The 24293-nt window shown below is 58.2% G+C and carries 24 protein-coding genes; 12 read left to right on the top strand and 12 right to left on the bottom strand.

Features of this window, described 5'->3' with window-relative positions; genetic code table 11:
* Positions 1-250 precede the first annotated feature (250 nt).
* Both rep and BFP99_RS28115 read left to right on the top strand, forming a co-directional pair.
* Positions 251-2260 (top strand): DNA helicase Rep, encoded by a 2010-nt coding sequence (rep, locus tag BFP99_RS28120; protein WP_027608306.1) that lies wholly within the window; start codon positions 251-253, stop codon positions 2258-2260.
* Between the two features lie 58 nt (positions 2261-2318).
* Positions 2319-2891 (top strand): xanthine phosphoribosyltransferase, encoded by a 573-nt coding sequence (locus BFP99_RS28115; RefSeq protein WP_065948742.1) that lies wholly within the window; start codon positions 2319-2321, stop codon positions 2889-2891.
* A gap of 131 nt (positions 2892-3022) precedes the next feature.
* Here BFP99_RS28115 and BFP99_RS28110 read toward each other — a convergent pair whose 3' ends face one another.
* Positions 3023-4945, bottom strand: coding sequence for an acetyl-CoA hydrolase/transferase C-terminal domain-containing protein (locus BFP99_RS28110; protein WP_065948741.1), 1923 nt, complete (start codon positions 4943-4945; stop codon positions 3023-3025).
* Between the two features lie 265 nt (positions 4946-5210).
* Here BFP99_RS28110 and BFP99_RS28105 point away from each other — a divergent pair, with 265 nt between their 5' ends.
* The 4 genes from BFP99_RS28105 to BFP99_RS28090 are packed head-to-tail and all read left to right on the top strand — an operon-like array spanning position 5211 to position 8408.
* A complete protein-coding gene (locus tag BFP99_RS28105; RefSeq protein WP_065926697.1) occupies positions 5211-6551 on the top strand; it encodes a saccharopine dehydrogenase NADP-binding domain-containing protein in 1341 nt (446 codons plus the stop codon).
* A 35-nt stretch (positions 6552-6586) separates the two neighbouring features.
* Positions 6587-7345: a ferritin-like domain-containing protein gene (locus tag BFP99_RS28100; protein WP_256097767.1), complete on the top strand. Its 759-nt coding sequence runs from the start codon at positions 6587-6589 to the stop codon at positions 7343-7345.
* Complete coding sequence (locus tag BFP99_RS28095) at positions 7342-8055, top strand: hypothetical protein (RefSeq protein WP_065926698.1); 714 nt, start codon at positions 7342-7344, stop codon at positions 8053-8055. The genes BFP99_RS28100 and BFP99_RS28095 overlap by 4 nt, the downstream gene beginning before the upstream one ends.
* Positions 8052-8408 carry a hypothetical protein gene (locus tag BFP99_RS28090; protein WP_065948740.1) on the top strand — a complete coding sequence of 119 codons (357 nt, stop codon included), beginning with the start codon at positions 8052-8054 and terminating at the stop codon, positions 8406-8408. Before BFP99_RS28095 ends, BFP99_RS28090 begins: the two co-directional genes overlap by 4 nt.
* 79 nt (positions 8409-8487) lie before the next feature.
* Here BFP99_RS28090 and BFP99_RS28085 read toward each other — a convergent pair whose 3' ends face one another.
* From BFP99_RS28085 to dadA, 5 genes are all read right to left on the bottom strand, one after another.
* Positions 8488-8904 carry a c-type cytochrome gene (locus BFP99_RS28085; RefSeq protein WP_065926700.1) on the bottom strand — a complete coding sequence of 139 codons (417 nt, stop codon included), beginning with the start codon at positions 8902-8904 and terminating at the stop codon, positions 8488-8490.
* A gap of 180 nt (positions 8905-9084) precedes the next feature.
* The gene (locus tag BFP99_RS28080; RefSeq protein ID WP_003176893.1) at positions 9085-9633 is read right to left on the bottom strand and encodes a cupin domain-containing protein; all 549 of its coding nucleotides are present in this window, start codon (positions 9631-9633) and stop codon (positions 9085-9087) included.
* A 116-nt stretch (positions 9634-9749) separates the two neighbouring features.
* Complete coding sequence (gene alr / locus BFP99_RS28075; protein ID WP_065948739.1) at positions 9750-10823, bottom strand: alanine racemase; 1074 nt, start codon at positions 10821-10823, stop codon at positions 9750-9752.
* A 79-nt stretch (positions 10824-10902) separates the two neighbouring features.
* Positions 10903-11256 carry a RidA family protein gene (locus BFP99_RS28070; protein ID WP_065926702.1) on the bottom strand — a complete coding sequence of 118 codons (354 nt, stop codon included), beginning with the start codon at positions 11254-11256 and terminating at the stop codon, positions 10903-10905.
* Positions 11228-12529 (bottom strand): D-amino acid dehydrogenase, encoded by a 1302-nt coding sequence (dadA, locus tag BFP99_RS28065; protein WP_065948738.1) that lies wholly within the window; start codon positions 12527-12529, stop codon positions 11228-11230. The genes BFP99_RS28070 and dadA overlap by 29 nt, the downstream gene beginning before the upstream one ends.
* 156 nt (positions 12530-12685) lie before the next feature.
* On the opposite strand from dadA, the gene BFP99_RS28060 reads away from it, so the two are divergent.
* A complete protein-coding gene (locus BFP99_RS28060; RefSeq protein WP_003176896.1) occupies positions 12686-13174 on the top strand; it encodes an Lrp/AsnC ligand binding domain-containing protein in 489 nt (162 codons plus the stop codon).
* Here BFP99_RS28060 and BFP99_RS28055 read toward each other — a convergent pair.
* Positions 13171-13524: a YkgJ family cysteine cluster protein gene (locus tag BFP99_RS28055; protein ID WP_065926704.1), complete on the bottom strand. Its 354-nt coding sequence runs from the start codon at positions 13522-13524 to the stop codon at positions 13171-13173. The genes BFP99_RS28060 and BFP99_RS28055 overlap by 4 nt on opposite strands.
* A gap of 115 nt (positions 13525-13639) precedes the next feature.
* On the opposite strand from BFP99_RS28055, the gene BFP99_RS28050 reads away from it, so the two are divergent.
* Entirely contained in the window at positions 13640-14932 is a 1293-nt protein-coding gene (locus BFP99_RS28050; RefSeq protein ID WP_065948737.1) for an NAD(P)/FAD-dependent oxidoreductase, read from the top strand.
* Here BFP99_RS28050 and BFP99_RS28045 read toward each other — a convergent pair whose 3' ends face one another.
* Complete coding sequence (locus tag BFP99_RS28045) at positions 14933-15157, bottom strand: DUF1127 domain-containing protein (protein WP_065926706.1); 225 nt, start codon at positions 15155-15157, stop codon at positions 14933-14935.
* Positions 15158-15323: 166 nt separating this feature from the next.
* On the opposite strand from BFP99_RS28045, the gene BFP99_RS28040 reads away from it, so the two are divergent.
* Positions 15324-16748, top strand: coding sequence for an aminotransferase-like domain-containing protein (locus BFP99_RS28040; protein ID WP_065948736.1), 1425 nt, complete (start codon positions 15324-15326; stop codon positions 16746-16748).
* Positions 16749-16810: 62 nt separating this feature from the next.
* Positions 16811-18376, top strand: coding sequence for a phospholipase D family protein (locus BFP99_RS28035; RefSeq protein WP_065926708.1), 1566 nt, complete (start codon positions 16811-16813; stop codon positions 18374-18376).
* Positions 18377-18388: 12 nt separating this feature from the next.
* Here the strand turns inward: BFP99_RS28035 and BFP99_RS28030 are convergent, their stop codons facing one another.
* Together BFP99_RS28030 and BFP99_RS28025 are read right to left on the bottom strand one after the other, a co-directional pair.
* On the bottom strand, positions 18389-19531 hold the full coding sequence (locus BFP99_RS28030) for an MFS transporter (protein WP_065948735.1): 1143 nt from the start codon (positions 19529-19531) through the stop codon (positions 18389-18391).
* Positions 19532-19678: 147 nt separating this feature from the next.
* The gene (locus BFP99_RS28025; protein ID WP_065948734.1) at positions 19679-21172 is read right to left on the bottom strand and encodes an aldehyde dehydrogenase; all 1494 of its coding nucleotides are present in this window, start codon (positions 21170-21172) and stop codon (positions 19679-19681) included.
* 230 nt (positions 21173-21402) lie between these two features.
* Between BFP99_RS28025 and BFP99_RS28020 the strand changes: the two genes are divergently transcribed.
* The gene (locus tag BFP99_RS28020; RefSeq protein WP_027608294.1) at positions 21403-21765 is read left to right on the top strand and encodes a cupin domain-containing protein; all 363 of its coding nucleotides are present in this window, start codon (positions 21403-21405) and stop codon (positions 21763-21765) included.
* Positions 21766-21835: 70 nt separating this feature from the next.
* On the opposite strand, the gene rpmG is transcribed toward BFP99_RS28020, so the two are convergent.
* Positions 21836-21991, bottom strand: a complete 156-nt coding sequence (gene rpmG / locus BFP99_RS28015) for a 50S ribosomal protein L33 (protein ID WP_003176906.1) — start codon at positions 21989-21991, stop codon at positions 21836-21838.
* Positions 21992-22002: 11 nt separating this feature from the next.
* Positions 22003-22236 carry a 50S ribosomal protein L28 gene (rpmB, locus tag BFP99_RS28010; RefSeq protein WP_003176907.1) on the bottom strand — a complete coding sequence of 78 codons (234 nt, stop codon included), beginning with the start codon at positions 22234-22236 and terminating at the stop codon, positions 22003-22005.
* 458 nt (positions 22237-22694) lie between these two features.
* On the opposite strand from rpmB, the gene BFP99_RS28005 reads away from it, so the two are divergent.
* Positions 22695-24287: an ABC transporter substrate-binding protein gene (locus BFP99_RS28005; RefSeq protein WP_065926710.1), complete on the top strand. Its 1593-nt coding sequence runs from the start codon at positions 22695-22697 to the stop codon at positions 24285-24287.
* Positions 24288-24293 lie beyond the last annotated feature (6 nt).

The raw sequence follows: 24293 nt of genomic DNA, 5'->3' as shown, positions 1-24293 counted from the left end.
CTCCCTAGACTCTGCAAAAATTCGTTGGCGGCGGGCATTATGACGTGCGGCCTGATAATCACCAATGATCGTGGTTATCAAATACGCAGGCTGTAAGCAATTGTCTTAAAAACCCAGACATCCTGCGGCAAAGTAGCAAAACCGGCAAATTTAGATCGAGTGGTACGTCACACCGTCGATCCAGGGCAGCAGAATCTTGCCAGCCTGTTAAAATGCCCGCCCTTTTGAACAACGACTCCCTGAATTCCGTATGTCCCGACTCAATCCCCGGCAGCAAGAAGCCGTGAACTACGTCGGCGGCCCTCTATTGGTGCTCGCCGGCGCAGGCTCCGGCAAGACCAGTGTGATCACCCGCAAGATCGCGCACCTGATCCAGAACTGTGGCATCCGCGCCCAATACATCGTCGCCATGACCTTTACCAACAAGGCCGCGCGGGAAATGAAAGAGCGTGTCGGCACCCTGCTCAAGGGTGGCGAAGGCCGTGGTCTCACGGTATGTACCTTCCACAACCTGGGCCTGAACATCATCCGCAAGGAGCATGTGCGGCTGGGCTACAAGCCGGGCTTCTCGATCTTCGACGAGACCGACGTCAAGGCCCTGATGACCGACATCATGCAGAAGGAATACGCAGGCGACGACGGCGTCGACGAGATCAAGAACATGATCGGCGCCTGGAAAAACGACCTGATCCTGCCGCCCGAAGCCCTGGAAAACGCGCGCAACCCCAAGGAACAGACCGCCGCCATCGTCTACACCCACTACCAGCGCACGCTCAAGGCGTTCAACGCGGTGGACTTCGACGACCTGATCCTGCTGCCGGTGAAGCTGTTCCAGGAACACGCCGACATCCTCGAAAAGTGGCAGAACAAGGTGCGCTACCTGCTGGTGGACGAATACCAGGACACCAACGCCAGCCAATACCTGCTGGTGAAGTTGCTGATCGGTACGCGCAACCAGTTCACCGTGGTGGGCGACGACGACCAGTCGATCTACGCCTGGCGCGGCGCCCGCCCGGAAAACCTGATGCTGCTCAAGGACGACTACCCGTCCCTGAAAGTGGTGATGCTGGAGCAGAACTACCGCTCCACCAGCCGCATCCTGCGTTGCGCCAACGTGCTGATCTCGAACAACCCCCACGAGTTTGAAAAACAACTGTGGAGCGAGATGGGCCACGGCGATGAGATCCGCGTGATCCGCTGCCGCAACGAAGACGCCGAAGCCGAGCGCGTGGCGGTGGAAATCCTCAGCCTGCACCTGCGCACCGACCGCCCCTACAGCGACTTCGCGATCCTTTATCGCGGCAACTACCAGGCCAAGCTGATCGAGCTGAAATTGCAGCACCACCAGGTCCCGTATCGGCTGTCAGGCGGCAACAGCTTTTTCGGACGCCAGGAAGTGAAGGACCTGATGGCCTACTTCCGCCTGATCGTGAACCCGGACGACGACAACGCCTTCCTGCGCGTGATCAACGTGCCGCGCCGCGAGATTGGTTCCACCACCCTGGAAAAGCTCGGCAACTACGCCACCGAACGCAAGATCTCGATGTACGCCGCCACCGATGAAATCGGCCTGGGCGAACACCTGGACACGCGCTTCACCGATCGCCTGTCGCGCTTCAAGCGCTTCATGGACAAGGTACGTGAGCAGTGCGCCGGCGAAGACCCGATCAGCGCCCTGCGCAGCATGGTCATGGACATCGACTATGAAAACTGGCTGCGCACCAACAGTTCCAGCGACAAGGCCGCGGATTACCGCATGGGCAACGTCTGGTTCCTGATCGAAGCGTTGAAGAACACCCTGGAAAAAGACGAAGACGGCGAAATGACTGTCGAGGACGCCATCGGCAAGCTGGTGCTGCGCGACATGCTCGAGCGTCAGCAGGAAGAGGAAGACGGCGCCGAAGGTGTACAGATGATGACCTTGCATGCGTCCAAGGGCCTGGAATTTCCCTACGTGTTCATCATGGGCATGGAAGAGGAAATCCTCCCGCACCGCTCCAGCATCGAAGCCGACACTATTGAGGAAGAACGGCGCCTGGCCTACGTGGGCATTACCCGCGCACGTCAGACACTGGCCTTCACCTTTGCCGCCAAGCGCAAGCAATACGGCGAAATCATCGATTGTGCCCCCAGCCGTTTCCTGGACGAGCTGCCGCCGGATGACCTGGCCTGGGAAGGCAATGACGACACCCCGACCGAGGTGAAGGCCGTTCGCGGCAACACCGCCCTGGCGGATATACGCGCGATGTTAAAGCGCTAGAATCGACTACTTTTCAATCTACTTTCGGCGCACAACCCGCCATTAGAGGAAGCTTTCCGTGGAAGCACTGCACAAGAAAATTCGCGAAGAAGGCATCGTGCTTTCCGATCAGGTACTCAAGGTCGACGCCTTTCTGAATCACCAGATCGACCCGGCGCTGATGAAACTGATCGGCGACGAATTCGCCGCGCGGTTCAAGGACTCGGGCGTCACCAAGATCGTCACCATTGAAGCGTCGGGCATCGCACCGGCGATCATGACGGGCCTGAACCTCGGCGTGCCGGTGATTTTCGCCCGCAAGCAGCAGTCCCTGACCCTGACCGAAAACCTGCTGTCGGCGACGGTGTATTCCTTCACCAAGAAAGTCGAAAGCACCGTGGCGATCTCGCCGCGCCACCTGACCAGCAGCGACCGCGTACTGGTGATCGATGACTTCCTGGCCAACGGCAAGGCATCCCAGGCGCTGATTTCGATCATCAAGCAGGCCGGTGCGACCGTTGCCGGCTTGGGGATTGTGATCGAGAAGTCGTTCCAGGGTGGCCGTGCGGAGTTGGATGCGCAGGGTTATCGGGTTGAGTCGCTGGCGCGGGTGAAGTCGCTGGAAGGTGGCGTCGTCACCTTCATCGAATAATCGTTGCCTGCACGCGGTTAAACAGGTGGGAGGGGGCTTGCCCCCGATAGCAGCGGGTCAGCCAACACATTTGGGACTGATACACCGCTATCGGGGCAAGCCCCCTCCCACATTTTGATCTGTGTTGGTTTTTAGTGTGCGGTTGCTTGTAAGCCAGCGAGCAATAGACGCTGATAGAGATCCTCCTTCAAACCCTCCGGCGAATCCAACCCCATCCGCTTCAGATGCTCGGGAAACGCCTGGGGCTCCGGTGCATCCAGCGCCGCCTTGCCCAACTCCAGAATCTCCGTCAGCTTGAATTTGCTCTTGAGCCAGTTCAAGGCGCGCAACAGATCCCGCTCTTCGTCCGTGAAATCGCTGCCCAGCGGATACTCCGGGAACAAACGTCGATGCCGCGCCTGGATACCCTGGAGCCGCTCCGGCGTGTTGTCGCTGAAGCGGGGATCAAGCTGGAAATCCTTGGGCAACTTGCCGGCCTTTTGCGCCTGTTCGATCAAGTCGGCCTGGAAGCGTGAATCGGTGATGTTGAGCAACGCCTCGATCACCTTGGCATCCGTCTGCCCACGCAGGTCGGCAATGCCGTACTCAGTGATGACGATGTCCCGCAGGTGCCGAGGAATGGTGCAATGCCCATACTCCCAGACGATAGTGGAACTGACCTCACCCGCCGACTCACGCCAACTGCGCAGGATCAGGATCGAGCGCGCGCCCTCCAGCGCATGCCCCTGAGCCACAAAGTTGTATTGCCCGCCTACGCCGCTGAGCACGCGACCGTCCTCCAACTGGTCGGCCACGCCTGCGCCCAGCAACGTCACCGTGATCGCGCTGTTGATAAACCGTGCATCCTGGCGCTGCAGGCGCTTGAGTTCTTCCTGGCCGTACAGCTCGTTAATGTAGCTGATGCGGGTCATATTGAATTCCAGGCGCTTGGCGTGGGTCATCTCCTGCAGGCGCTGGTAAAAACTGCGCGGCCCCAGGAAGAAACCGCCGTGGATCGAAACGCCGTCGGGCTGCGCCGCATCGTCCAGCAAACCGGCATTGGCTTGCTCCTGGGTAGCCACATCCGGATAGACCTTGCGCCGGATAATCCCCGCATCCGCCAGCACCAACAGGCCGTTGACGAACATTTCGCTGCAACCGTAGAGGCCACGGGCGAAGGGCTCGACACCGCCTTCCCGGCTGATCAGCGGGGCCCACTGGTACACATCGATGTCCGTCAGCAGCAGTCGATAGGCTTCGTTGTCCGCCTGGCGCGCCAGCAACGCGGCGGTCAGCGCATCCCCCATGGAGCCGATGCCGATCTGCAAGGTGCCCCCGTCGCGCACCAGGGTGCTGGCATGCAAGCCGATGAAATGGTCCTGGAACCCCACCGGCATGTTCGGTGTGGAGAACAGTGTGGTGCTGTCCTTTGCGTCAATCAGGTAGTCGAACGCGTCCATGCCCAACTCGGAATCGCCGGGCATGTAGGGCAAATCGGTGTGAACCTGGCCGACGATCAGGACGGTTTCACCCGCGTCGCGGCGCTTGGCGATCATCGGCAACAGGTCGAGGGTGATATCGGGGTTGCAGCTCAGGCTCAGCCGATCGGGGTGTTCGCTGCTGCTGGCCACCAGTTGCGCCACCAGGTTCAGGCCGGCGGCATTGATATCGCGGGCGGCGTGGCTGTAGTTGCTGCTCACGTAGTCCTGCTGGGCCGAGGTGCTATGGAGCAGGCTGCCGGGCTGCATGAAGAACTGCTGCACGTGGATGTTTTTTGGCAGGCTGTCTTTGCGCAGGTCGGCGAGGAAATCCAGTTCGGGATAATCACCAAACACCCGCGCGATAAAGGGTTCGAGAAAACGCTTCTGCAAGCCGTCGCCCAGCGGTGGGCGGCCCAGGCTGAGCGCGGTGTAGATCGTCAGCGCCCGCTCCGGCAGCTTGGCGATGCGCCGGTACAGCGCATTGACGAACAGGTTGGGTTTGCCCAGCCCCAAGGGCATGCCCATGTGGATATGCGCCGGCAAGCGCGCCAGTACGTCGTCAACTGCTTGCTCGATTGAACACAACTGCACCATCCGACCCTCCTGAACATTCCGTGATTAGGGGTTGGACAGAGAGTGGCGGGTGTTTGCTGCAAAGAACAGCCCTCAATTTAAAAAACCACTAATAAAAAAGAGACTGAAAAAGTTTACTCAATAAACAAATCAAAAGAAAAAGCCTACGAGTTATAGAATCGAGCCCTACATCATTTTAGGATCCAAGAAACAAAAAAAGCCAACGCCCAGACTAGTATAAAAATGCTGCACCACCCTCATGACCAATAAAAAATATGGCTAACCCATGAAAAAAATAAATCATATAGTCATCATAGGCTTTGGGAATATCGCTCAGGGCTTACTGCCGCTTTTATCAAAACATTACGCTGAAGCAACAGTAACTATTTTTGAAAAAAACCTTCAAACTTCTCAAAGAGAAATTGCCAACGAATTTCTAGCAAGCTTGGAAAACGTGAACATTACTGCTAAAAATTTTGACCATGTGCTGTCTCCACACCTTAATGAAAATGTCTTTCTTCTTAATCTAGCGGTGTCTGTATCGAGTCTATCCCTCGTGAGTCTTGCACAACTGCACGGTTCACTTTACTTGGATACATGTATAGAACCTTGGAGCTATGAAACAAAAAATAACAAAACACTCACAAGTAACTTCGAGTTACGGGAAGCGATGAAGGCTCACCAGCAAAGCAATAGTGGCTCAACGGCTATTTTGGCACATGGTGCAAACCCAGGTTTTATCTCAATACTTTTAAAAAAAGCGCTTCTTGAGATGGCGGCCCTGAACAATATATCGGCAGCGCCAAATCACCAAGCAGATTGGGCAGGCCTGGCAAAAGAGCTTGAAATACAAGTTATACAAATTTCCGAGCATGACTCACAGGCTACCTCTACAGCACGCGACCCTCTTGGTTTTGTCTCGACATGGTCTGCAGACGGACTAATTACCGAGTGCAGGCAGCCCGCAGAACTAGGCTGGGGCACCCATGAAAATGAGCTTCCCCTAGGAGCCAAAAAAAACGGCTACGCGATTGAAATGAGCGAGACGGGACATCAAGTTAGAGTAAAAAGCTGGTCACCTAACTATTTAGAATTTTCCGCCTTTCTATTGACTCACAACGAAGCACTTTCAATTGCCGAATACCTGACCTTAGGTGATCCCGAAAACCCCACGTACCGCCCAACCGTGTATTACGCTTACGAACCTTGCGATCAAACACTCGCTTCAATAATGCTTCTTGACAAACACCAGACAAATTATGACTTTAAAAAAACAATATTAAAAGACGAAATCATATCTGGCGCGGACGAACTAGGCATCTTTCTTATCAGCAACAAATACGATGCGTTCTGGCTTGGCTCAAACTTATCAATTGGCAAAACAAGAAAGCAAGCAAAATACAATAATGCGACAAGCCTTCAAGTAGCGTCCAGCATTATAGGGGGAATGAAGTGGGCAGAAAAATCCCCAAGCGAGGGGATTGTAGAGTCTGAAAATTTGGACTGGAAATACATATACGACTTCACTGCCGACTATTGGGAGCCAATAGTCAAGCAACAGGTAAATTGGAGGCCCTCCCATACCGACAGATCACTATCACTCAAAAATTTCATAAGCAGAAATTAACTTTCCATAATAAAAATCCGAATGGGGAATTTATAATGGCTTTGGTAGAAAACACCGATCACATGAAAAAATATTCGAGCAATGCCTTTGAGATACTCAAAGACTTCTCCTTCCCACCGCTAAAGTTTAGCGAGGAAGAAAAGGCCGAATGGCAAGCTATATTCTTCGATTCAATAATCACGGAATATGATGCAAGGCGACTGTATTGGTGTATAGAAGCTAAAAATCCAGAATTAATGACAAAACTAGAAGACACCCTAAACCCTTGGCTCAAAGATGAAATTGATCACGCCTACGGGTTCTCCTTAATTTACTCAGCCTATACAGGCTTGCCACTTGACGAAATTGCCTTGAGCGTTGAAACACGAAAGTCCGACTTTAGCAGCCTAGACTCTTTCATCAGCGACCCATTGAAACTATTAATTTTACTTGCCTATGACGAGATAATCACCACTCATGTCTATCATCGCAGCATAAAAAAATATGACCATTTTAATTCGCCACAGCTTTCAACATGGATCAGAAAAGCCAAGAAAGATGAATCCAAGCATTTTTTTCTATTCATAGAGAAAATCAAACTAATGTACTCACACAGACTCCTCGAGGCCCCTTCTATTCTAAAAAGTCTTTTTGAGCTGGATTTCGAAAAAGAGCATTACACGGGAACCTTTGTGCTCGACCACAACACATTTGACTATCCGATCAGCCGAACAGATATCGAAAAAACTATAATTCCAACCATAATAAAAAAACTTAACACCGCAACTGATCTCACTAGAGGATACGACAAATGAAACCTACTTTTCTTAATAAACGGCACTGGAGTTCCAAGGCAATTTTCAAAGAGATCTCTAATAGCGGATGGATCAACCCCGGCATAGACGAAAAATACAAAGATTTTTTCTGGGCCGATCTATTAGCAGAGTATGACTCGATAAATTTATACCATTATCTTTATGAAAGGCGACCAAAGCTATCCTCATATTTTGTGCAATATCTAGATCTTTGGTTTTCAGATGAAAAAAACCATGCCGATGGTTTCCTTGAGCTAAATCGACTTTTATTCAATATGAGCGAAGAGTCTATTTTAGAAAAACTGAAAACAAGAACAAGCAACTTTGACCGATTTGAGCAATTGCTCTCAAACGAGTTAAACTTGCTCACCGTATTCGCCTACGACGAGTACGTCTCTGTTAAAACCTATAAAAAAGACACTTTCTACAATGAATTTGGAAGCCCACTATTTAATTCATGGATTAGCAACCTAATCGCTGATGAGGCCACGCACTTTGCAAACGCGGTAAAACTACTAAGACGAAACCACCTATCAGACATTGACAAAATTGAAAACACATTGAGACATCTTATTCTGCTGGAAGGTGGCCAATACGAGAATACATTTTTACTCGACCATGATGGCCCTCACTTTCTACTGGGCAGCACCGACTTTGCAGAATCTACAGCGAAAGAAGTACTGGATATTATAACAAGAGCTAAAAAATGAAAAGCAACCAATACTTAATCCTATCCATAGTACTCATGATACTCGGCGAAATACTAACAATATACAGCGAGATATACGCCTCAAAACTTTCCACTAGGGCAATACAAAACCCTGAACTTTTTGTAAAGCCTATAATATTAATATGCGTCGCTGGCATATGCCTGATATTTGCGTATTGGTTTGGTTACCAAGGAACCGGAAACATATGGGTAGTCACAGTAGCATCACTGACATTGCTGCTTGTTCTGGAACCGCTGGTGATTTACGCAATGCTAAAGGAACTTCCAGGCCGTGGGGCTCTAGTAGGTTTCCTTTTAGGTGCTGTCGGATTGTTAGCGACCTTTCTGCTTTGACTTACTATTATTCACTCTTTCGAATATACGAGGGGTAGCTCACTCATTGACCTTCCCCTCCGTATAAACCTTCTATTTATTATTTCAATCCCGACATTTTCTCAATCGCGCCTTTAAGGTCGTCATCCGAGCAATCTGCGCAGGTGCCTTTTGGCGGCATGGCATTGATACCGGTGATCGCCTTGGCCAGGATGCCGTCGAGGCCTCCCTGGTGATCGGCGCGCTCTTTCCAGGCGGCGGTGTCGCCGATTTTCGGCGCGTTCAGCAGGCCGGTGCCATGGCACGCGTTGCAATGCTTGGCGATGATCTCGTCAGGGGTTTTCGCCCCGCCGCCGCCGCCTGCGGCCACGGCGACTTCCATGCCTTTGCATTCCTGGCCCTGGACGCAGACCTGGCCCACGGGCTCCAGGCGCTTGGCAATGTCATCATTGGTCGCAGCTTGTGCGCTCACAGCCCATAGGGCCAGTACGGTTGCTGGTGCAGCCAGCATTTTCATAATTAGGTTCACGCGTTCACCCTCAATGGTGGCTATTCACGCCTGCGGCCACGGTTTCGCAGGCGGCGAAAGTATAACGGTTAGCCCGCCTGGCCGAAACAACCCTATTAAATAAAGGGAGATTCGGTCTCACGGAATACAGCTCGGGGTCTCTGCAACGCTGGCAGGACGCCTCTTTTGTTAAAAGTTCGCGGGTGTGGCTGCGCTGATTAGTCGCGCCGGCACATCGAACGGATTACGGAAACGATGAGGCTTGGTGCTTTCAAAGTAGTAGCTATCGCCGGCTTCGAGCACAAAAGTTTCAAGACCGACCACCAACTCCAGACGGCCTTCCACCAGAATCCCGGTTTCCTCGCCCTCGTGGGTGAGCATTTCTTCGCCTGTATCGGCGCCAGGCGGGTAGATTTCATTGAGAAACGCAATTGCCCGGCTCGGGTGCGCACGGCCCACCAGCTTCATGGTGACGGCGCCGTCGGAGATGTCGATCAGCTCATTGGCTTTATAGACGATCTGCGTCGGTATTTCCTGGAGGATCTCCTCGGAAAAGAACTCGACCATGGACATGGGGATGCCGCCCAGCACCTTGCGCAAGGAACTGATCGAGGGGCTGACGCTGTTTTTTTCGATCATCGAAATGGTGCTGTTGGTGACACCCGCGCGCTTGGCGAGCTCACGCTGGGAAAGACCCTTCAGCTTACGGATGGATTGCAGTCGTTCACCGACGTCCAATGCGGGAGCCTCCTAGGATTCAGGCGTTGTTGTAATTGAGCGTTATCATGGCGACAGCGTTCAGTATTTACAACACTTGGGCCTAAATCCCAGGGAGCTGTGTTCGTCCCTGTCGCTCAAGCGCCGGAATAGAGCCTTGGCACACGACGCAGGTTGCAGAAGATCTGGTACGGGATGGTCTCGGCAGCGGCGGCGACGTCACTGGCGAGGATATTTTTGCCCCACAGCTCCACCGTGGAACCAAGACCCGCCTCGGGGACGTCCGTCAGGTCGATACACAGCATGTCCATGGACACGCGACCCAGCAATTGGCTGCGCTGCCCCGCCACCAGCACCGGCGTGCCGGTGGGCGCATGGCGCGGGTAGCCGTCGGCATAGCCCGTGGCAACCACGCCGATACGCATCGGTTTAGGTGTGATGAACCGGGCGCCGTAGCCCACCGGCTCGCCGGCTGGCAGTTCACGCACGCAGATCACTTTCGATTCCAGGGTCATCACCGGCTGCAAACGCGCGGCCAAGGCCTGGTCCTCACCAAACGGTGTGGCGCCATAAAGCATAATGCCAGGACGCACCCAGTCGCTGGATACGCTCGGCCAGCCCAGGACCGACGGCGAGTTGCGCAGGCTGACCTCCGCCACCAGGCCCTGGCGCGCCGCATCGAATACCGCCACTTGCTCGTTGCTGCTGACGCAATCGAGTTCATCGGCACGGGCAAAATGGCTCATCAACACAATCTTTGCGACTTTGCCGCTGGCCAGCAGGCGCTGGTAAGCCTCGTGGTAATCCTTGGGGTGCAGGCCAACGCGGTGCATCCCCGAATCGAGCTTGAGCCAGATGGTCAGCGGCGCGCTCAACCGGGCCTGTTCGATGGCCTCCAGTTGCCACAGCGAATGCACCACGCACCAGAAATCATGCTCGACGATCAGCGGCAACTCGTCGGCTTCGAAAAAGCCTTCCAGCAGCAGCACTGGCGCGCGAATACCAGCGGCGCGCAACTCCAGCGCCTCCTCGATGCACGCCACGGCAAACCCGTCGGCCTCGGCTTCCAGCGCCTGGGCAACGCGTACGGCACCATGGCCGTAGGCGTCGGCCTTGACCACGGCGAGGGCCTTGGCCCCCGTGACTTCACGGGCCAGTTGGTAGTTATGGCGCAAGGCTTGGAGGTCGATCAGGGCACGGGCAGGACGCATGGCGGCAGGCTTCTAGGCGGCAAAGTGAAGAAAAACCGGCGCCGACCAACAGCGTCAGCACCGGGAGAGGGAGCGTTGTTTAAGGCAGCGCGGCCACGACGGACAGCTCTACCAGGATTTCCGGTTCGCACAGCCTGGCTTCAACCGTGGCGCGGGCCGGGGCGACGCCTTTGGGCAGCCACTTGTCCCACACCGCGTTCATACCGGCGAAATCGGCGTCGATGTCCTTCAGGTAGATCGTCACCGACAGCAGCTTGGTTTTGTCGGTGCCGGCCAAGTCCAGCAAACGTTCGATATTGGCCAGGGTTTCACGGGTCTGCTGTTCGATCCCGGCGTTCATGTCGTCACCGACTTGCCCGGCCAGATACACGGTACCGCTGTGAACAACGATCTGGCTCATGCGCTCATTGGTGAGCTGGCGCTGGATTGACATGTTTTGCGGACTCCTGGTGGTTGCCATAACGGGAAATATCGAGGCCTTCGGCGCTGATCTGCGGCGTTTTCTTCGCCATCAGGTCGGCCAACAGGCGACCGGAGCCGCACGCCATGGTCCAACCGAGAGTGCCATGGCCGGTGTTGAGGAACAGGTTCTTGAACGGCGTGGCACCGACAATCGGCGTGCCGTCGGGTGTGGTCGGGCGCAGGCCGGTCCAGAACGTGGCTTCGGCCAGATCGCCGCCCTGAGGATAAAGGTCGTTGACGATCATCTCCAGGGTTTCACGCCGACGCGGGTTAAGCGACAGGTCAAAACCGGCTATTTCAGCCATGCCGCCGACGCGGATGCGGTTGTCGAAACGGGTGATGGCGACCTTGTAGGTCTCGTCGAGAATGGTCGACGTCGGCGCCATCGCCGAGTTGGTAATCGGCACGGTCAGCGAGTAGCCCTTGAGCGGGTACACCGGCGCCTTGATCCCCAGCGGCTTGAGCAGCTTCGGCGAGTAGCTGCCGAGGGCCAGCACGTAGCGGTCGGCGGTTTCCAACTTGCCGTCGATCCATACGCCGTTGATGCGGTCGCCGGCGTAGTCGAGACGCTGGATGTCCTGCTCGAAGCGAAACTCCACACCCAACTGCTTGCACATCTCGGCAAGGCGGGTGGTGAACATCTGGCAGTCGCCGGTCTGGTCGTTGGGCAGGCGCAGGGCACCGGCGAGAATATCGGTGACGCTGGCCAGGGCCGGCTCAACACGGGCGATACCGGCGCGGTCGAGCAGCTCGAACGGCACACCGGACTCTTTCAAAACGGCAATGTCCTTGGCGGCGCCATCCAACTGGGCCTGGGTACGGAACAACTGGGTAGTCCCGAGGCTGCGGCCTTCGTAGGCGATACCGGTTTGCGCACGTAATTCGTCGAGGCAGTCACGGCTGTACTCGGACAGGCGCACCATGCGCTCCTTGTTCACCGCATAACGGCTGGCGGTGCAGTTGCGCAGCATCTGCGCCATCCACAGGTATTGGTCAATATCCGCCGTGGCCTTGATCGCCAACGGCGCGTGGCGTTGCAGCAACCACTTGATGGCCTTGAGCGGCACGCCCGGCGCAGCCCATGGCGAGGCGTAGCCTGGGGACACCTGGCCGGCGTTGGCGAAACTGGTTTCCATGGCAACAGCCGGCTGACGGTCGACCACAACCACTTCAAAGCCAGCCCGCGCCAAATAGTAGGCACTGGTCACCCCAATGACGCCGCTACCCAAGACCAGAACGCGCATTTTTATACCCTCATCGCGGGCTTGGCCGCTGACGTGTGTTATTCGAGCAATGATGGGCGCAGTATAAAAAGCAATCGCCAGTGCATTTCACTATATAAATGCCTATATTTGGCGACAATTCTCGGCAAAAACCCTTTTTACAGAGGCGTATCCCCTATGCGTACCAACACCCAGACCAAGCGGGAGCTGGACAAGATCGACCGCAACATCCTGCGCATCCTGCAAACCGATGGGCGAATTTCGTTCACCGAGCTGGGGGAAAAGGTCGGGCTCTCCACCACGCCGTGTACCGAGCGGGTGCGACGGCTGGAGCGCGAGGGGATCATCATGGGTTACAACGCGCGGCTCAATCCCCAGCATTTGAAGGGAAGTTTGCTGGTATTTGTCGAGATCAGCCTCGATTACAAATCCGGCGACACCTTTGAAGAGTTCCGCCGCGCCGTGCTGAAACTGCCCCATGTGCTGGAATGCCACCTGGTCTCGGGGGACTTCGACTACCTGGTGAAAGCGCGGATTTCCGAGATGGCCTCGTACCGCAAATTGCTCGGCGACATCCTGCTCAAGTTGCCCCATGTGCGGGAATCGAAGAGCTATATCGTGATGGAAGAGGTCAAGGAGAGCCTCAACCTGCCTATTCCCGATTAAACCAGCACCTGCCGGGTGCTCGCCATGTATTCATGGATCTGCTTTTCCACCCGTGGATGAATCAGCTCCACCGGCCCCCGCCCATTGGGGCATGGCAAGGTCTTCGTGGTACCGAACAGCCGACAGATCAGCGGCCGCTCGTCATACACGGTGCAGCCGTGGGGGCCCAGGTGCACACAGTTCAGCTCGTCCATTGCGGCGTCCTGCTCGGCAGCGGTCTTGCGTGGCAGGCGCGACATCTCCTCGGGCGAAGTGGTGACCGGCCCACAGCAGTCGTGGCAGCCGGGGACGCACTCGAACGAAGGAATCTGACGGCGCAGCGCGCTGATTTTCTGACTGTTGCAACTCATCGAAACACGTACCGAACGGCAAATAGAGGTGGATTCTGAAGCAAAACGCCCTGCGCAGACAGCTTCGTCCGACCGCTGTATCCTGCGTCAAATTTTCCAAACAGGGATGCTCCCCATGACCGCCAGCGCCCGGCACACCGCTTCCTACTACGCCGCCAGCAGCGTACCGCAACCCGACTACCCGGCGTTGACGGGCGAGGTGGGCGCTGATGTGTGCGTGATCGGCGGCGGTTTCTCCGGGCTCAACACGGCCCTGGAGCTGGCTGAGCGCGGCTTCAGCGTGGTTCTGCTGGAGGCGCGCAAGATCGCCTGGGGCGCCAGCGGGCGCAATGGCGGCCAGTTGATTCGCGGCGTCGGTCATGGCCTGGAGCAGTTCACCAACGTGATCGGCACCGATGGCGTGCGCCAGATGAAGCTGATGGGCCTGGAAGCCGTGGAGATCGTGCGTGAACGTGTCGAACGCTACCAGATCCCCTGCGACCTGACCTGGGGCTACTGCGACCTGGCCAACAAGCCTCGCGACCTGCAAGGCCTTGCCGAAGACGCCGAAGAACTGCGCAGCCTGGGCTATCGCCACGAAGTACGCTTGCTGCAAGCGAGCGACATGGGCAGCGTCATCGGCTCCGACCGCTATGTGGGCGGCATGATCGACATGGGTTCCGGCCACCTGCACCCGTTGAACCTGGCTCTCGGCGAAGCCGCCGCCGCGCAGCAATGGGGTGTGCAGTTGTTCGAACAGTCGGAAGTCACGCGCATCGACTACGGCCCCGAGGTCAAGGTGCACACCGCCCAAGGCACAGTGCGCGGCAAGACCCTGGTACTCGCTTGCAATGCCTATCTCAATGGACTGAATCCGCAATTGAGCGGCAAGGTGCTGCCCGCCGGCAGCTACATCATCGCCACCGAACCGTTGAGCCAGGCGCAAGCCGCCAACCTGCTACCGCAGAACATGGCCGTGTGTGACCAGCGCGTGACGGTGGATTACTTCCGGCTGTCCGCCGACCGTCGCCTGTTATTCGGCGGCGCCTGTCACTACTCCGGACGCGACCCCAAGGACATCGGCGCCTACATGCGGCCAAAGATGCTGCAGGTGTTCCCACAGCTGGCCGACGTGAAGATCGATTACCAATGGGGCGGCATGATCGGCATCGGCGCCAACCGCCTGCCGCAGATCGGCCGCCTGGCGGATCAGCCCAACGTGTATTACGCCCAGGCCTACGCAGGCCACGGCCTCAACGCCACACACCTGGCGGGCAAACTGCTGGCCGAAGCCATCAGCGGCCAGCAGCAGGGACGTTTCGACCTGTTCGCCCGGGTGCCACACATCACCTTCCCCGGCGGCAAGCACCTGCGCTCGCCGCTGCTGGCCTTGGGAATGCTCTGGCACCGTCTCAAAGAGCTGGTCTGATCAATCGCGCCAGAAGGGTTTCAAGCCTTCCTGGCGGGCTTGCTCCAGGGTCAACCCAACGTCGCGCAATTGCTCGCGAGTCAAGTGCAGCAAGGCCTTGCGCGTATGGCGGCGGTGCCAGAACAAGCTCCAGCGGCTGATCTCGCGCGGCGACGTCGCCCGCTCTTGCCCAGCCTGCAATTCCTGACTGTGTAACGTCAGCCGCACATCACTCATGCCGTTCATTTTGCTGCCCCTCATTTGCCTGTTGCCATGAATGGCTAGAATGGGCGAGCAGACAAAACCATTACAGATTCAACCAACCTTTATTAAATCCATACAGACACTGCCTATGCGCGGCTGAATCCTGTATTTTCCCCCTATCTGTACTGGTCCCCTGGGAGCGACCGCCATGACGCTTTACGTCAACCTCGCCGAATTGCTGGGCACACGCATCGAACAGGGGTTCTATCGCCCTGGTGATCGACTGCCGTCCGTACGCGCCTTGAGCGTGGAGCACGGGGTCAGCCTGAGCACCGTGCAGCAGGCGTATCGGTTGCTGGAAGACAATGGCCTGGCGATGCCCAAGCCCAAGTCTGGGTACTTTGTACCTGTGGGCCGGGAGTTGCCGGCGCTGCCCGAGGTCGGCCGCCCGGCCCAGCGCCCGGTGGAAATCTCCCAGTGGGATCTGGTGCTGGAACTGATTCGCGCCGTTCCGCGCAAAGACGTCATACAGATGGGCCGCGGCATGCCGGACGTATTGTCACCCACCCTCAAACCCCTGCTGCGCAGCCTGGCCCGCGTCAGCCGGCGCCAGGATCTGCCGGGGCTGTATTACGACAATATTCTCGGCTGTATGGAACTACGCGAGCAAATCGCCCGGCTGTCATTGGATTCTGGCTGCCAACTGACGGCCGAGGACATCGTGGTTACCACCGGCTGCCACGAGGCGCTGTCCGCCAGCATCCACGCCATCTGCGAGCCGGGCGATATCGTCGCGGTGGACTCGCCCAGCTTCCACGGGGCCATGCAGACCCTCAAGGGCCTGGGCATGAAAGCCCTGGAAATCCCCACCGACCCGATCACCGGCATCAGCCTCGAAGCCCTGGAACTGGCACTGGAACAGTGGCCGATCAAGGTCATCCAGCTGACCCCCAACTGCAATAACCCGCTGGGCTACATCATGCCGGAAGCGCGCAAACGCGCATTGCTGACCCTGGCCCAGCGCTTTGACGTCGCGATCATCGAAGACGATGTGTATGGCGAACTGGCCTACAGCTACCCACGCCCGCGCACCATCAAATCCTTCGACGAAGACGGTCGTGTGCTGCTGTGCAGTTCGTTCTCCAAGACCCTGGCGCCAGGCCTGCGCATTGGTTGGGTCGCTCCGGGCCGGTACCTGGAGCGGGTACTGCACATGAAGTACATCAGCACCGGCTCCACCGCCACGCAGCCGCAGATCGCAATTGCCGAGTTTCTCAAAGGGGGTCATTTCGAACCGCATTTGCGACGGATGCGCACACAATACCAGCGTAATCGCGACCTGATGCTCGACTGGGTCAGCCGCTACTTCCCTGCCGGCACCCGCGCCAGCCGCCCACAAGGCAGCTTCATGCTGTGGATAGAACTGCCGGAAGGCTTCGACACCCTCAAGCTCAACCGCGCACTGGTGGAACAAGGCGTACAGGTGGCTGTGGGAAGCATCTTTTCCGCGTCGGGCAAGTACCGTAACTGCCTGCGCATGAACTACGCTGCCAAGCCTACCGCCCAGATTGAAGAGGCCGTGCGCACAGTCGGCGCTGCCGCGATCAAGATGCTGGCCGAAACGGTGGACTGACCTTTCGCAAGAAATCGCCGTCATATGTCGACAACCGCCCTGACCTGGACACGACTCCCTTGATGATTCGACGGCTTTTACCGTTTTTCCTGCTGGGAGCCCTGGCCCTGAGCGGCTGCGCCACGGTGAGTACCCCGCGCATACCCAGCGATGCCCTGCCGGCCGCCCAATCGTCGTTCGGCCGCTCGATCCAGGCCCAGGCCGCGCCTTACCAGGGCCGTTCAGGTTTTCGCCTGCTGCCCAACAGCAGCGAAGCCTTCATGGCCCGCGCCGAGCTGATCCGCAATGCCCAGACCAGCCTTGACCTGCAGTACTACATCGTCCACGACGGCATCAGCACGCGGATGCTGGTGGATGAACTGCTCAAGGCCGCCGACCGTGGCGTGCGCGTGCGCATCCTGCTGGATGACACCACCAGCGACGGCCTCGACCAGATCATCGCCACCCTCGCCGCCCACCCCAAGATCGAGATTCGCCTGTTCAACCCCCTGCACCTGGGACGCAGCACCGGTGTGACGCGCGCCATGGGCCGCCTGTTCAACCTGTCGCTGCAACACCGGCGCATGCACAACAAGCTGTGGCTGGCGGACAACAGCGTGGCCATCGTCGGTGGGCGCAACCTGGGGGATGAGTATTTCGACGCCGAGCCCAACCTGAACTTCACCGATATCGACATGCTCAGCGTGGGGCCGGTGGCCGAGCAACTCGGGCACAGTTTCGATCAGTACTGGAACAGCGCCCTGAGCAAACCCATTGATGATTTCGTCTCCAATACGCCCTCCAAAGGTGACCTGGCCGCCGCGCGCCTGAGCCTGGAGGCGTCGCTGGCCGAATCGCGCCAGCAGAAGCACGCGCTGTACGCGCGCCTGCGCACCTACCAGACCCAGCCGCGCATGGACATCTGGCGCCGCGAACTGATCTGGGCCTGGAACCAGGCGTTGTGGGACGCACCCAGCAAGGTGCTGTCCAAGGCCGACCCGGACCCGCACCTGCTGCTGACCACGCAACTGGCCCCGGAGCTGGAAGGCGTCAACCATGAACTGATGATGATCTCGGCGTACTTCGTGCCGGGACAGCCCGGGCTGGTGTACCTGACGGGGCGCGCCGACGCGGGCGTATCGGTGAGCTTGTTGACCAACTCCCTTGAAGCCACCGACGTGCCTGCCGTACATGGCGGCTATGCACCGTACCGCAAGGCGCTGCTGGAGCACGGGGTAAAACTCTACGAGCTACGCCGCCAACCGGGTGACGGCGGCGGCAGCGGCCCGCACCTGTTTCGTCGAGGCACGTTCCGCGGCTCGGACTCGAGCCTGCACAGCAAGGCGATGATCTTTGATCGGCAAAAATCGTTTGTCGGCTCTTTCAATTTCGACCCGCGCTCCGTGCTGTGGAACACCGAGGTCGGCGTGCTGGTGGACAGCCCCGAACTGGCGGAACACGTGCGCAATCTCGCCCTGCAAGGCATGGCGCCGGCCCTGAGCTACGAGGCGAAACTGCAGGACGGCAACGTGGTATGGGTGACCGAGGACAACGGCCAACTGCACACCCTGACCCGTGAACCGGGCAGTTGGTGGCGACGGTTCAATGCCTGGTTCGCCACCTCGGTCGGCCTGGAACGCATGCTCTAGGAACAGCGAGGATCAAGCCGGCTGAGCAGCACCGAATGCGCCTTGGCGCAGCAACAGCACCACCAAGCCCAATGCCCCGGCCGCCATCAGCCACGGCAGCGCGTGCCCGCTGACCCATTGGCTGCCGGCGCCGGCCACCAGCGGGCCGATCAGGCAACCGATGCCCCACAACTGCGCGATGTGGGCATTGGCACGCACCAGCGCATCGTCACGATAACGCTCGCCGATCAGGATCAGCGACAACGTGAACAACCCGCCGGCACTGGCGCCGAACAGCACCCATATTGGCCAGATCAGCAGCGTGTGCATCAGCAACGGAACCGCCAGGCTCGATGCCAGCAACAGCAGTGCGCAACTCAAAAACAGCGTGCGTCGTGGCAGATAATCCGCCAGTGCCCCGATGGGCAGTTGCAGCAGCGCGTCCCCGACCACCACCGTGCTGACCATCGCCAGGGCAATTTCGGCAGTGAAGCCCTGTTGCAGGCAATACACCGGCAGCAGCGTCAGGATCATCGCCTCAAACGCGGCGAACAGCGCCACCGCCCAGGCAATCGCCGGCAGGCTCAGGCAGAAGCGCCACAAATCCGCGAAGGTCACGCTGAACGATTCGGCACTGGGCGCACCAGAGCGACCCAGCAATGCCAACGGAGCCACCACCAGCAGGCCAACGCCGACCCAGAAACCATAGTCATGGTCGGTACCGATCAGGCCCAGCAGCAACGGGCCCGAGAGCTGGCTCAAGGCATAACTGCAGCCATACAGCGCCACCAGCCGGCCACGCCACTGCTCCACCACCAACTGGTTGATCCAGCTTTCACCGAGGATAAACACGATGGTCAGGATCACCCCGATCATCAGGCGCAACGCCAGCCATATCGGGTAGCTGGGCAGAATGGCCAGCAAACCGATGGACACCGCGCCAGCCCACAGGCACAGACGCATGAGATTCGCGGTGCCGAGCCAGGCGGCCAGGCGGCTGGAGACCTTGGCGCCGAGCAATACGCCAAAGGCCGGCATGGCGGCCATAACGCCAATCGCGAAACTGCCGTAGCCCCAGCCCTCAAGGCGCAGGGAGACCAGTGGCATGCTGACACCCAGGGCCAGGCCGACACTGAGTACCGAGGCCAGGACGGCGAAATAGGTCGCCCAACGCATTGCCACGCTCCTGTGGATAATCATGGGTTCACACAAAACAGTGTGGGAGGGGGCTTGCTCCCGATTGCAGTGGATCATTGAGCACTGTTAGTGCCTGACACACTGCTATCGGGGCAAGCCCCCTCCCACATTTGCCTGCGGTGTTGCTTACAGCTTGATCCAGGTCGCCTTCAGCTCGGTGTACTTGTCGAACGCATGCAGCGACTTGTCGCGACCATTACCCGACTGCTTGAAGCCGCCAAACGGTGCGGTCATGTCGCCGCCGTCGTATTGGTTGACCCACACGCTACCGGCACGCAGAGCCTTGGCGGTGAGGTGCGCCTTGGAAATGTCCGACGTCCACACCGCAGCGGCGAGGCCGTATTGGGTGTCGTTGGCGATCTTGATCGCTTCCTCGGCGCCGTCAAAGGTGATCACCGACAGCACCGGGCCGAAGATCTCTTCCTGGGCGATTCTCATGGCGTTGGTTACACCGTCGAAAATCGTCGGCTCGACGTAGGTGCCGCCCGTCTCTTCCAGGATGCGCTTGCCACCCGCCACCAACTTGGCGCCGTCAGTGTGGCCGGCTTCGATGTACGACAGCACGGTGTTCATCTGCTGGGTGTCCACCAGGGCACCGACGTTGGTCGCCGGGTCCAGCGGGTTGCCGGGCTTCCAGCCCTTGAGGGCCTCGATCACCAGCGGCAGGAAGGTGTCCTTGATCGAACGTTCCACCAGCAGGCGCGAACCGGCAGTGCAGACTTCACCCTGGTTGAAGGCGATGGCGCTGGCAGCGGATTCGGCAGCGGCTTGCAGGTTCGGAGCATCGGCAAAAACGATGTTCGGGCTCTTGCCGCCGGCTTCCAGCCATACACGCTTCATGTTCGATTCGCCGGAGCGGATCAACAGTTGCTTGGCGATCTTGGTCGAACCGGTGAACACCAGTGTGTCGACGTCCATGTGCAGCGCCAGCGCATTGCCGACGGTGTGGCCGTAGCCCGGCAGCACGTTGAACACGCCTTTCGGAATACCGGCTTCAACGGCCAGGGCCGCGATGCGGATGGCGGTGAGTGGAGATTTTTCGGACGGCTTGAGGATCACCGAGTTACCGGTGGACAGCGCCGGGCCGAGTTTCCAGCAGGCCATCATCAGCGGGAAGTTCCACGGCACGATGGCACCCACCACGCCGACCGGCTCGCGGGTCACCAGACCCAACTGATCGTGCGGGGTGGCTGCGACTTCGTCGTAGATCTTGTCGATTGCCTCGCCGCTCCAGCTCAGGGCATTTGCCGCGCCGGGTACGTCAATGTTCAGGGAGTCACTGATCGGCTTGCCCATGTCCAGGGTTTCGAGCAGCGCCAGTTCTTCGGCATTGGCCTTGAGCAGCGCGGCGAAACGGATCATGGTGGCTTTGCGTTTGGCCGGCGCCAGGCGCGACCAGACACCGGAACTGAAGGTGGCGCGGGCGTTTTCCACAGCACGCTGGGCGTCGGCGGCGTCACAACTGGCTACGCTGGTGAGCAGGCGGCCATCGACCGGGCTGATGCATTCGAAGGTGTCGCCGGAAACAGCAGCGGTGTATTCGCCATTGATGTAGGCGCGGCCTTCGATCTTCAGATCCTTGGCGCGTTGTTCCCAGTCGGCACGGGTCAGGGTGGTCATGCGAGTGTCCTCCTCTTATTGAATACAAGGGCCAGGCGATGTCCCCCGGCAGCCTCAAAGAATGCTTGCCCGCCAGCCAGCTGTTCGGCTCAAAGGCAGCTGCCACCCTAAACCAGCGGCCAGGGATGTTTCAATATATTTGACATAACCGCGGTAAACGCCCTTGCGATGTTCATTTTAATAAACATAGACTTTGGGCTCTCCAACCGCAGGCCAGACGGGACACGCACATGAGCATCCAGGACATCGTCGACTTCAGCCAGGCCAACACCGCCCCAGACCGCTACCGCCCTGCCGCAGAAAAAATCCTCAAGGGCGATCCCGAACAAACGGTGTACAACCATTACAACAGCCCGTGCGGCCAGATGAACGCCGGGGTCTGGGAAGGTGAGGTCGGGCAGTGGCAGGTCAACTACAGCGAGCATGAGTATTGCGAGATCGTGCAGGGCGTCTCTGTATTGCGCGACGCCGAGGGCAATGCGAAGACCTTGCGTGCCGGCGACCGCTTCGTGATCCCCGCCGGCTTCAGCGGCACCTGGGAAGTGCTGGAGCCGTGCCGCAAGATCTATGTGGTGTTCGAGCAGAAGGCCTGATCAGTAAATCCGACGCAAAAAAAAGCCCGTATCGTGAGATACGGGCTTTTTTCACAAGGAGGAAAATCAATTACTTGATTTTGCCTTCTTTGTAGATCACGTGCTTGCGAACGCGCGGGTCGAACATTTTCTTTTCGAGCTTGTCCGGGGTAGTACGCTTGTTCTTGTCGGTAGTGTAGAAGTGACCAGTACCGGCGCTAGAGATCATTCGAATCAATTCACGCATGATAGAGCTCCTTAGATCTTGCCAGCGGCGCGGATTTCGGCCAGCACGACAGTGATGCCACGCTTGTCGATAATACGCATGCCTTTGGCAGATACACGCAGGCGAACAAAACGTTTCTCTTCTTCAACCCAGAAGCGGTGATGCTGCAGGTTCGGCAGGAAACGACGACGGGTTTTGTTATTTGCGTGGGAAATGTTATTCCCAGTCACCGGACCCTTACCGGTAACTTGACAGACTCTCGACATGCCTCAGCCCTCTAAAACCACATGCCCAACCCGGCATGGGTTGGCCGCTTAATCTCTCAGTCATTTGGCGCCAGGCGCCGCGTTTCTTTAGGGTCTTACCGGCTACACCTACAAGCGAAGGAACCGGGCCCCTAGAAAAGAGCGCTGCTTTATACCAGAAAGACCCATGTGCAACAACAGCCCGTGTATTTTTACCGGCGTAAATCTCGGCGACAGACGCCCGAACCGTTGCCAGGAGGGGCCGCTGTAACAGCCGACCGCTCGTCGCACAGAATGATTTACAGCACTCGCGCGCGCAGTAAAGCGCACAGCGAAACGCACTGGGGTGCCATCAAAACAGTATTTGAAGCAAAAGCACAGGCAAAAATGGGCTAGTCATTTATCAACCAGACCACTACGGTAGGGCTTTTCCAGACTGCACTCGCAGATGGGCCTTCGATCTGCAAAGGAAACCGAACATGCGCCTCGCTGCCCTACCGCTATTGCTAGCCCCTCTATTTATCGCGCCGCTGGCCTCTGCCGCCAGCAACTTGAGCGTCTGCACCGAGGCCAGCCCCGAAGGGTTCGATGTGGTGCAATACAACTCGCTGACCACCACCAACGCCTCGGCCGATGTGCTGATGAATCGCCTGGTGGACTACGACGCGGCCAGCGGCAAACTGGTGCCCAGCCTGGCGGACAGCTGGGACGTCTCGCCGGATGGCCTGACCTATACCTTCAAGCTGCACCCGGACGTGAAATTCCATCGCACCGAGTATTTCACCCCAAGCCGCACCCTGACCGCCGAAGACGTGCGCTTCAGCTTCGAACGCATGCTCGACCCGGCCAACCCGTGGCACAAGATCGCCCAGAGCGGCTTCCCCCACGCCCAGTCCCTGCAATTGCCAACGCTGGTCAAGAAGATCGATGCCCTCGACCCGCTGACCGTGCGCTTTACCCTCGATCACGCCGACTCCACCTTCCTCGCGGCCCTGAGCATGGGCTTTGCCTCGATCTACCCGGCGGAATACGCCGACAAACTGCTCAAGGCCGGCACGCCGGAGAAGCTCAACAGCCAGCCGATCGGCACCGGGCCGTTCATCTTCAGCCGTTTCCAGAAAGATGCCGTGGTGCGCTACAAGGCCAACCCGGACTATTTTGCCGGCAAACCGGCTGTGGATAACTTGATCTTCGCCATTACCCCGGACGCCAACGTGCGCCTGCAGAAACTGCATCGCAACGAATGCCAGATCGCCCTGTCGCCCAAGCCCCTGGATGTGGGCGAGGCCGAAAAGGACCCCGCACTCAAGGTAGAAAAAACCGCAGCATTCATGACCGCATTCGTGGCCATCAACAGCCAGCACCCACCGTTGGACAAGCCCGAGGTGCGCCAGGCCATTAACCTGGCCTTCGACAAGGGCAGCTACCTCAAGGCGGTGTTTGAAGGCACCGCCGAAGCCGCCAACGGCCCGTACCCGCCCAATACCTGGAGCTACGCCAAAGACTTGCCGGGTTATCCACAGGACCTCGCCAAGGCCAAGGCCTTGCTGGACCGTGCCGGCCTCAAGGACGGCTTCAAGACCACCCTCTGGACGCGCCCCACCGGCAGCCTGCTGAACCCTAACCCGAACCTCGGCGCGCAACTGCTGCAGGCGGACCTGGCCAAGGTGGGCATCCAGGCCGAGATCCGCGTGATCGAATGGGGCGAGCTGATTCGCCGCGCCAAAGCGGGTGAACACGACCTGCTGTTCATGGGCTGGGCCGGCGACAACGGCGACCCGGATAACTTCCTGACCCCACAGTTTTCCTGCGCGGCGGTTAAATCCGGCACCAACTTCGCCCGCTACTGTGACCCGACGCTGGACAAGCTGATCAGCGCCGGCAAGACCACCAGCGAACAAGGTGTACGCAGCAAGCTGTACCAGCAGGCCCAGGCGCAGATCCAGCAACAGGCGCTGTGGTTGCCGCTGGCGCACCCGACGGCGTTCGCCCTGGCGCGCAAGAGCGTCGAGGGCTACCAGGTGAGCCCGTTCGGGCGCCAGGATTTCTCGAAGGTCAGCGTCAAGCCCTGAGAACCA

It is taken from the genome of Pseudomonas sp. 1 R 17 (assembly GCF_900067035.1).
Classification (GTDB): domain Bacteria; phylum Pseudomonadota; class Gammaproteobacteria; order Pseudomonadales; family Pseudomonadaceae; genus Aquipseudomonas; species Aquipseudomonas marginalis.
This window is presented reverse-complemented; position numbering and strand designations above follow the sequence as displayed.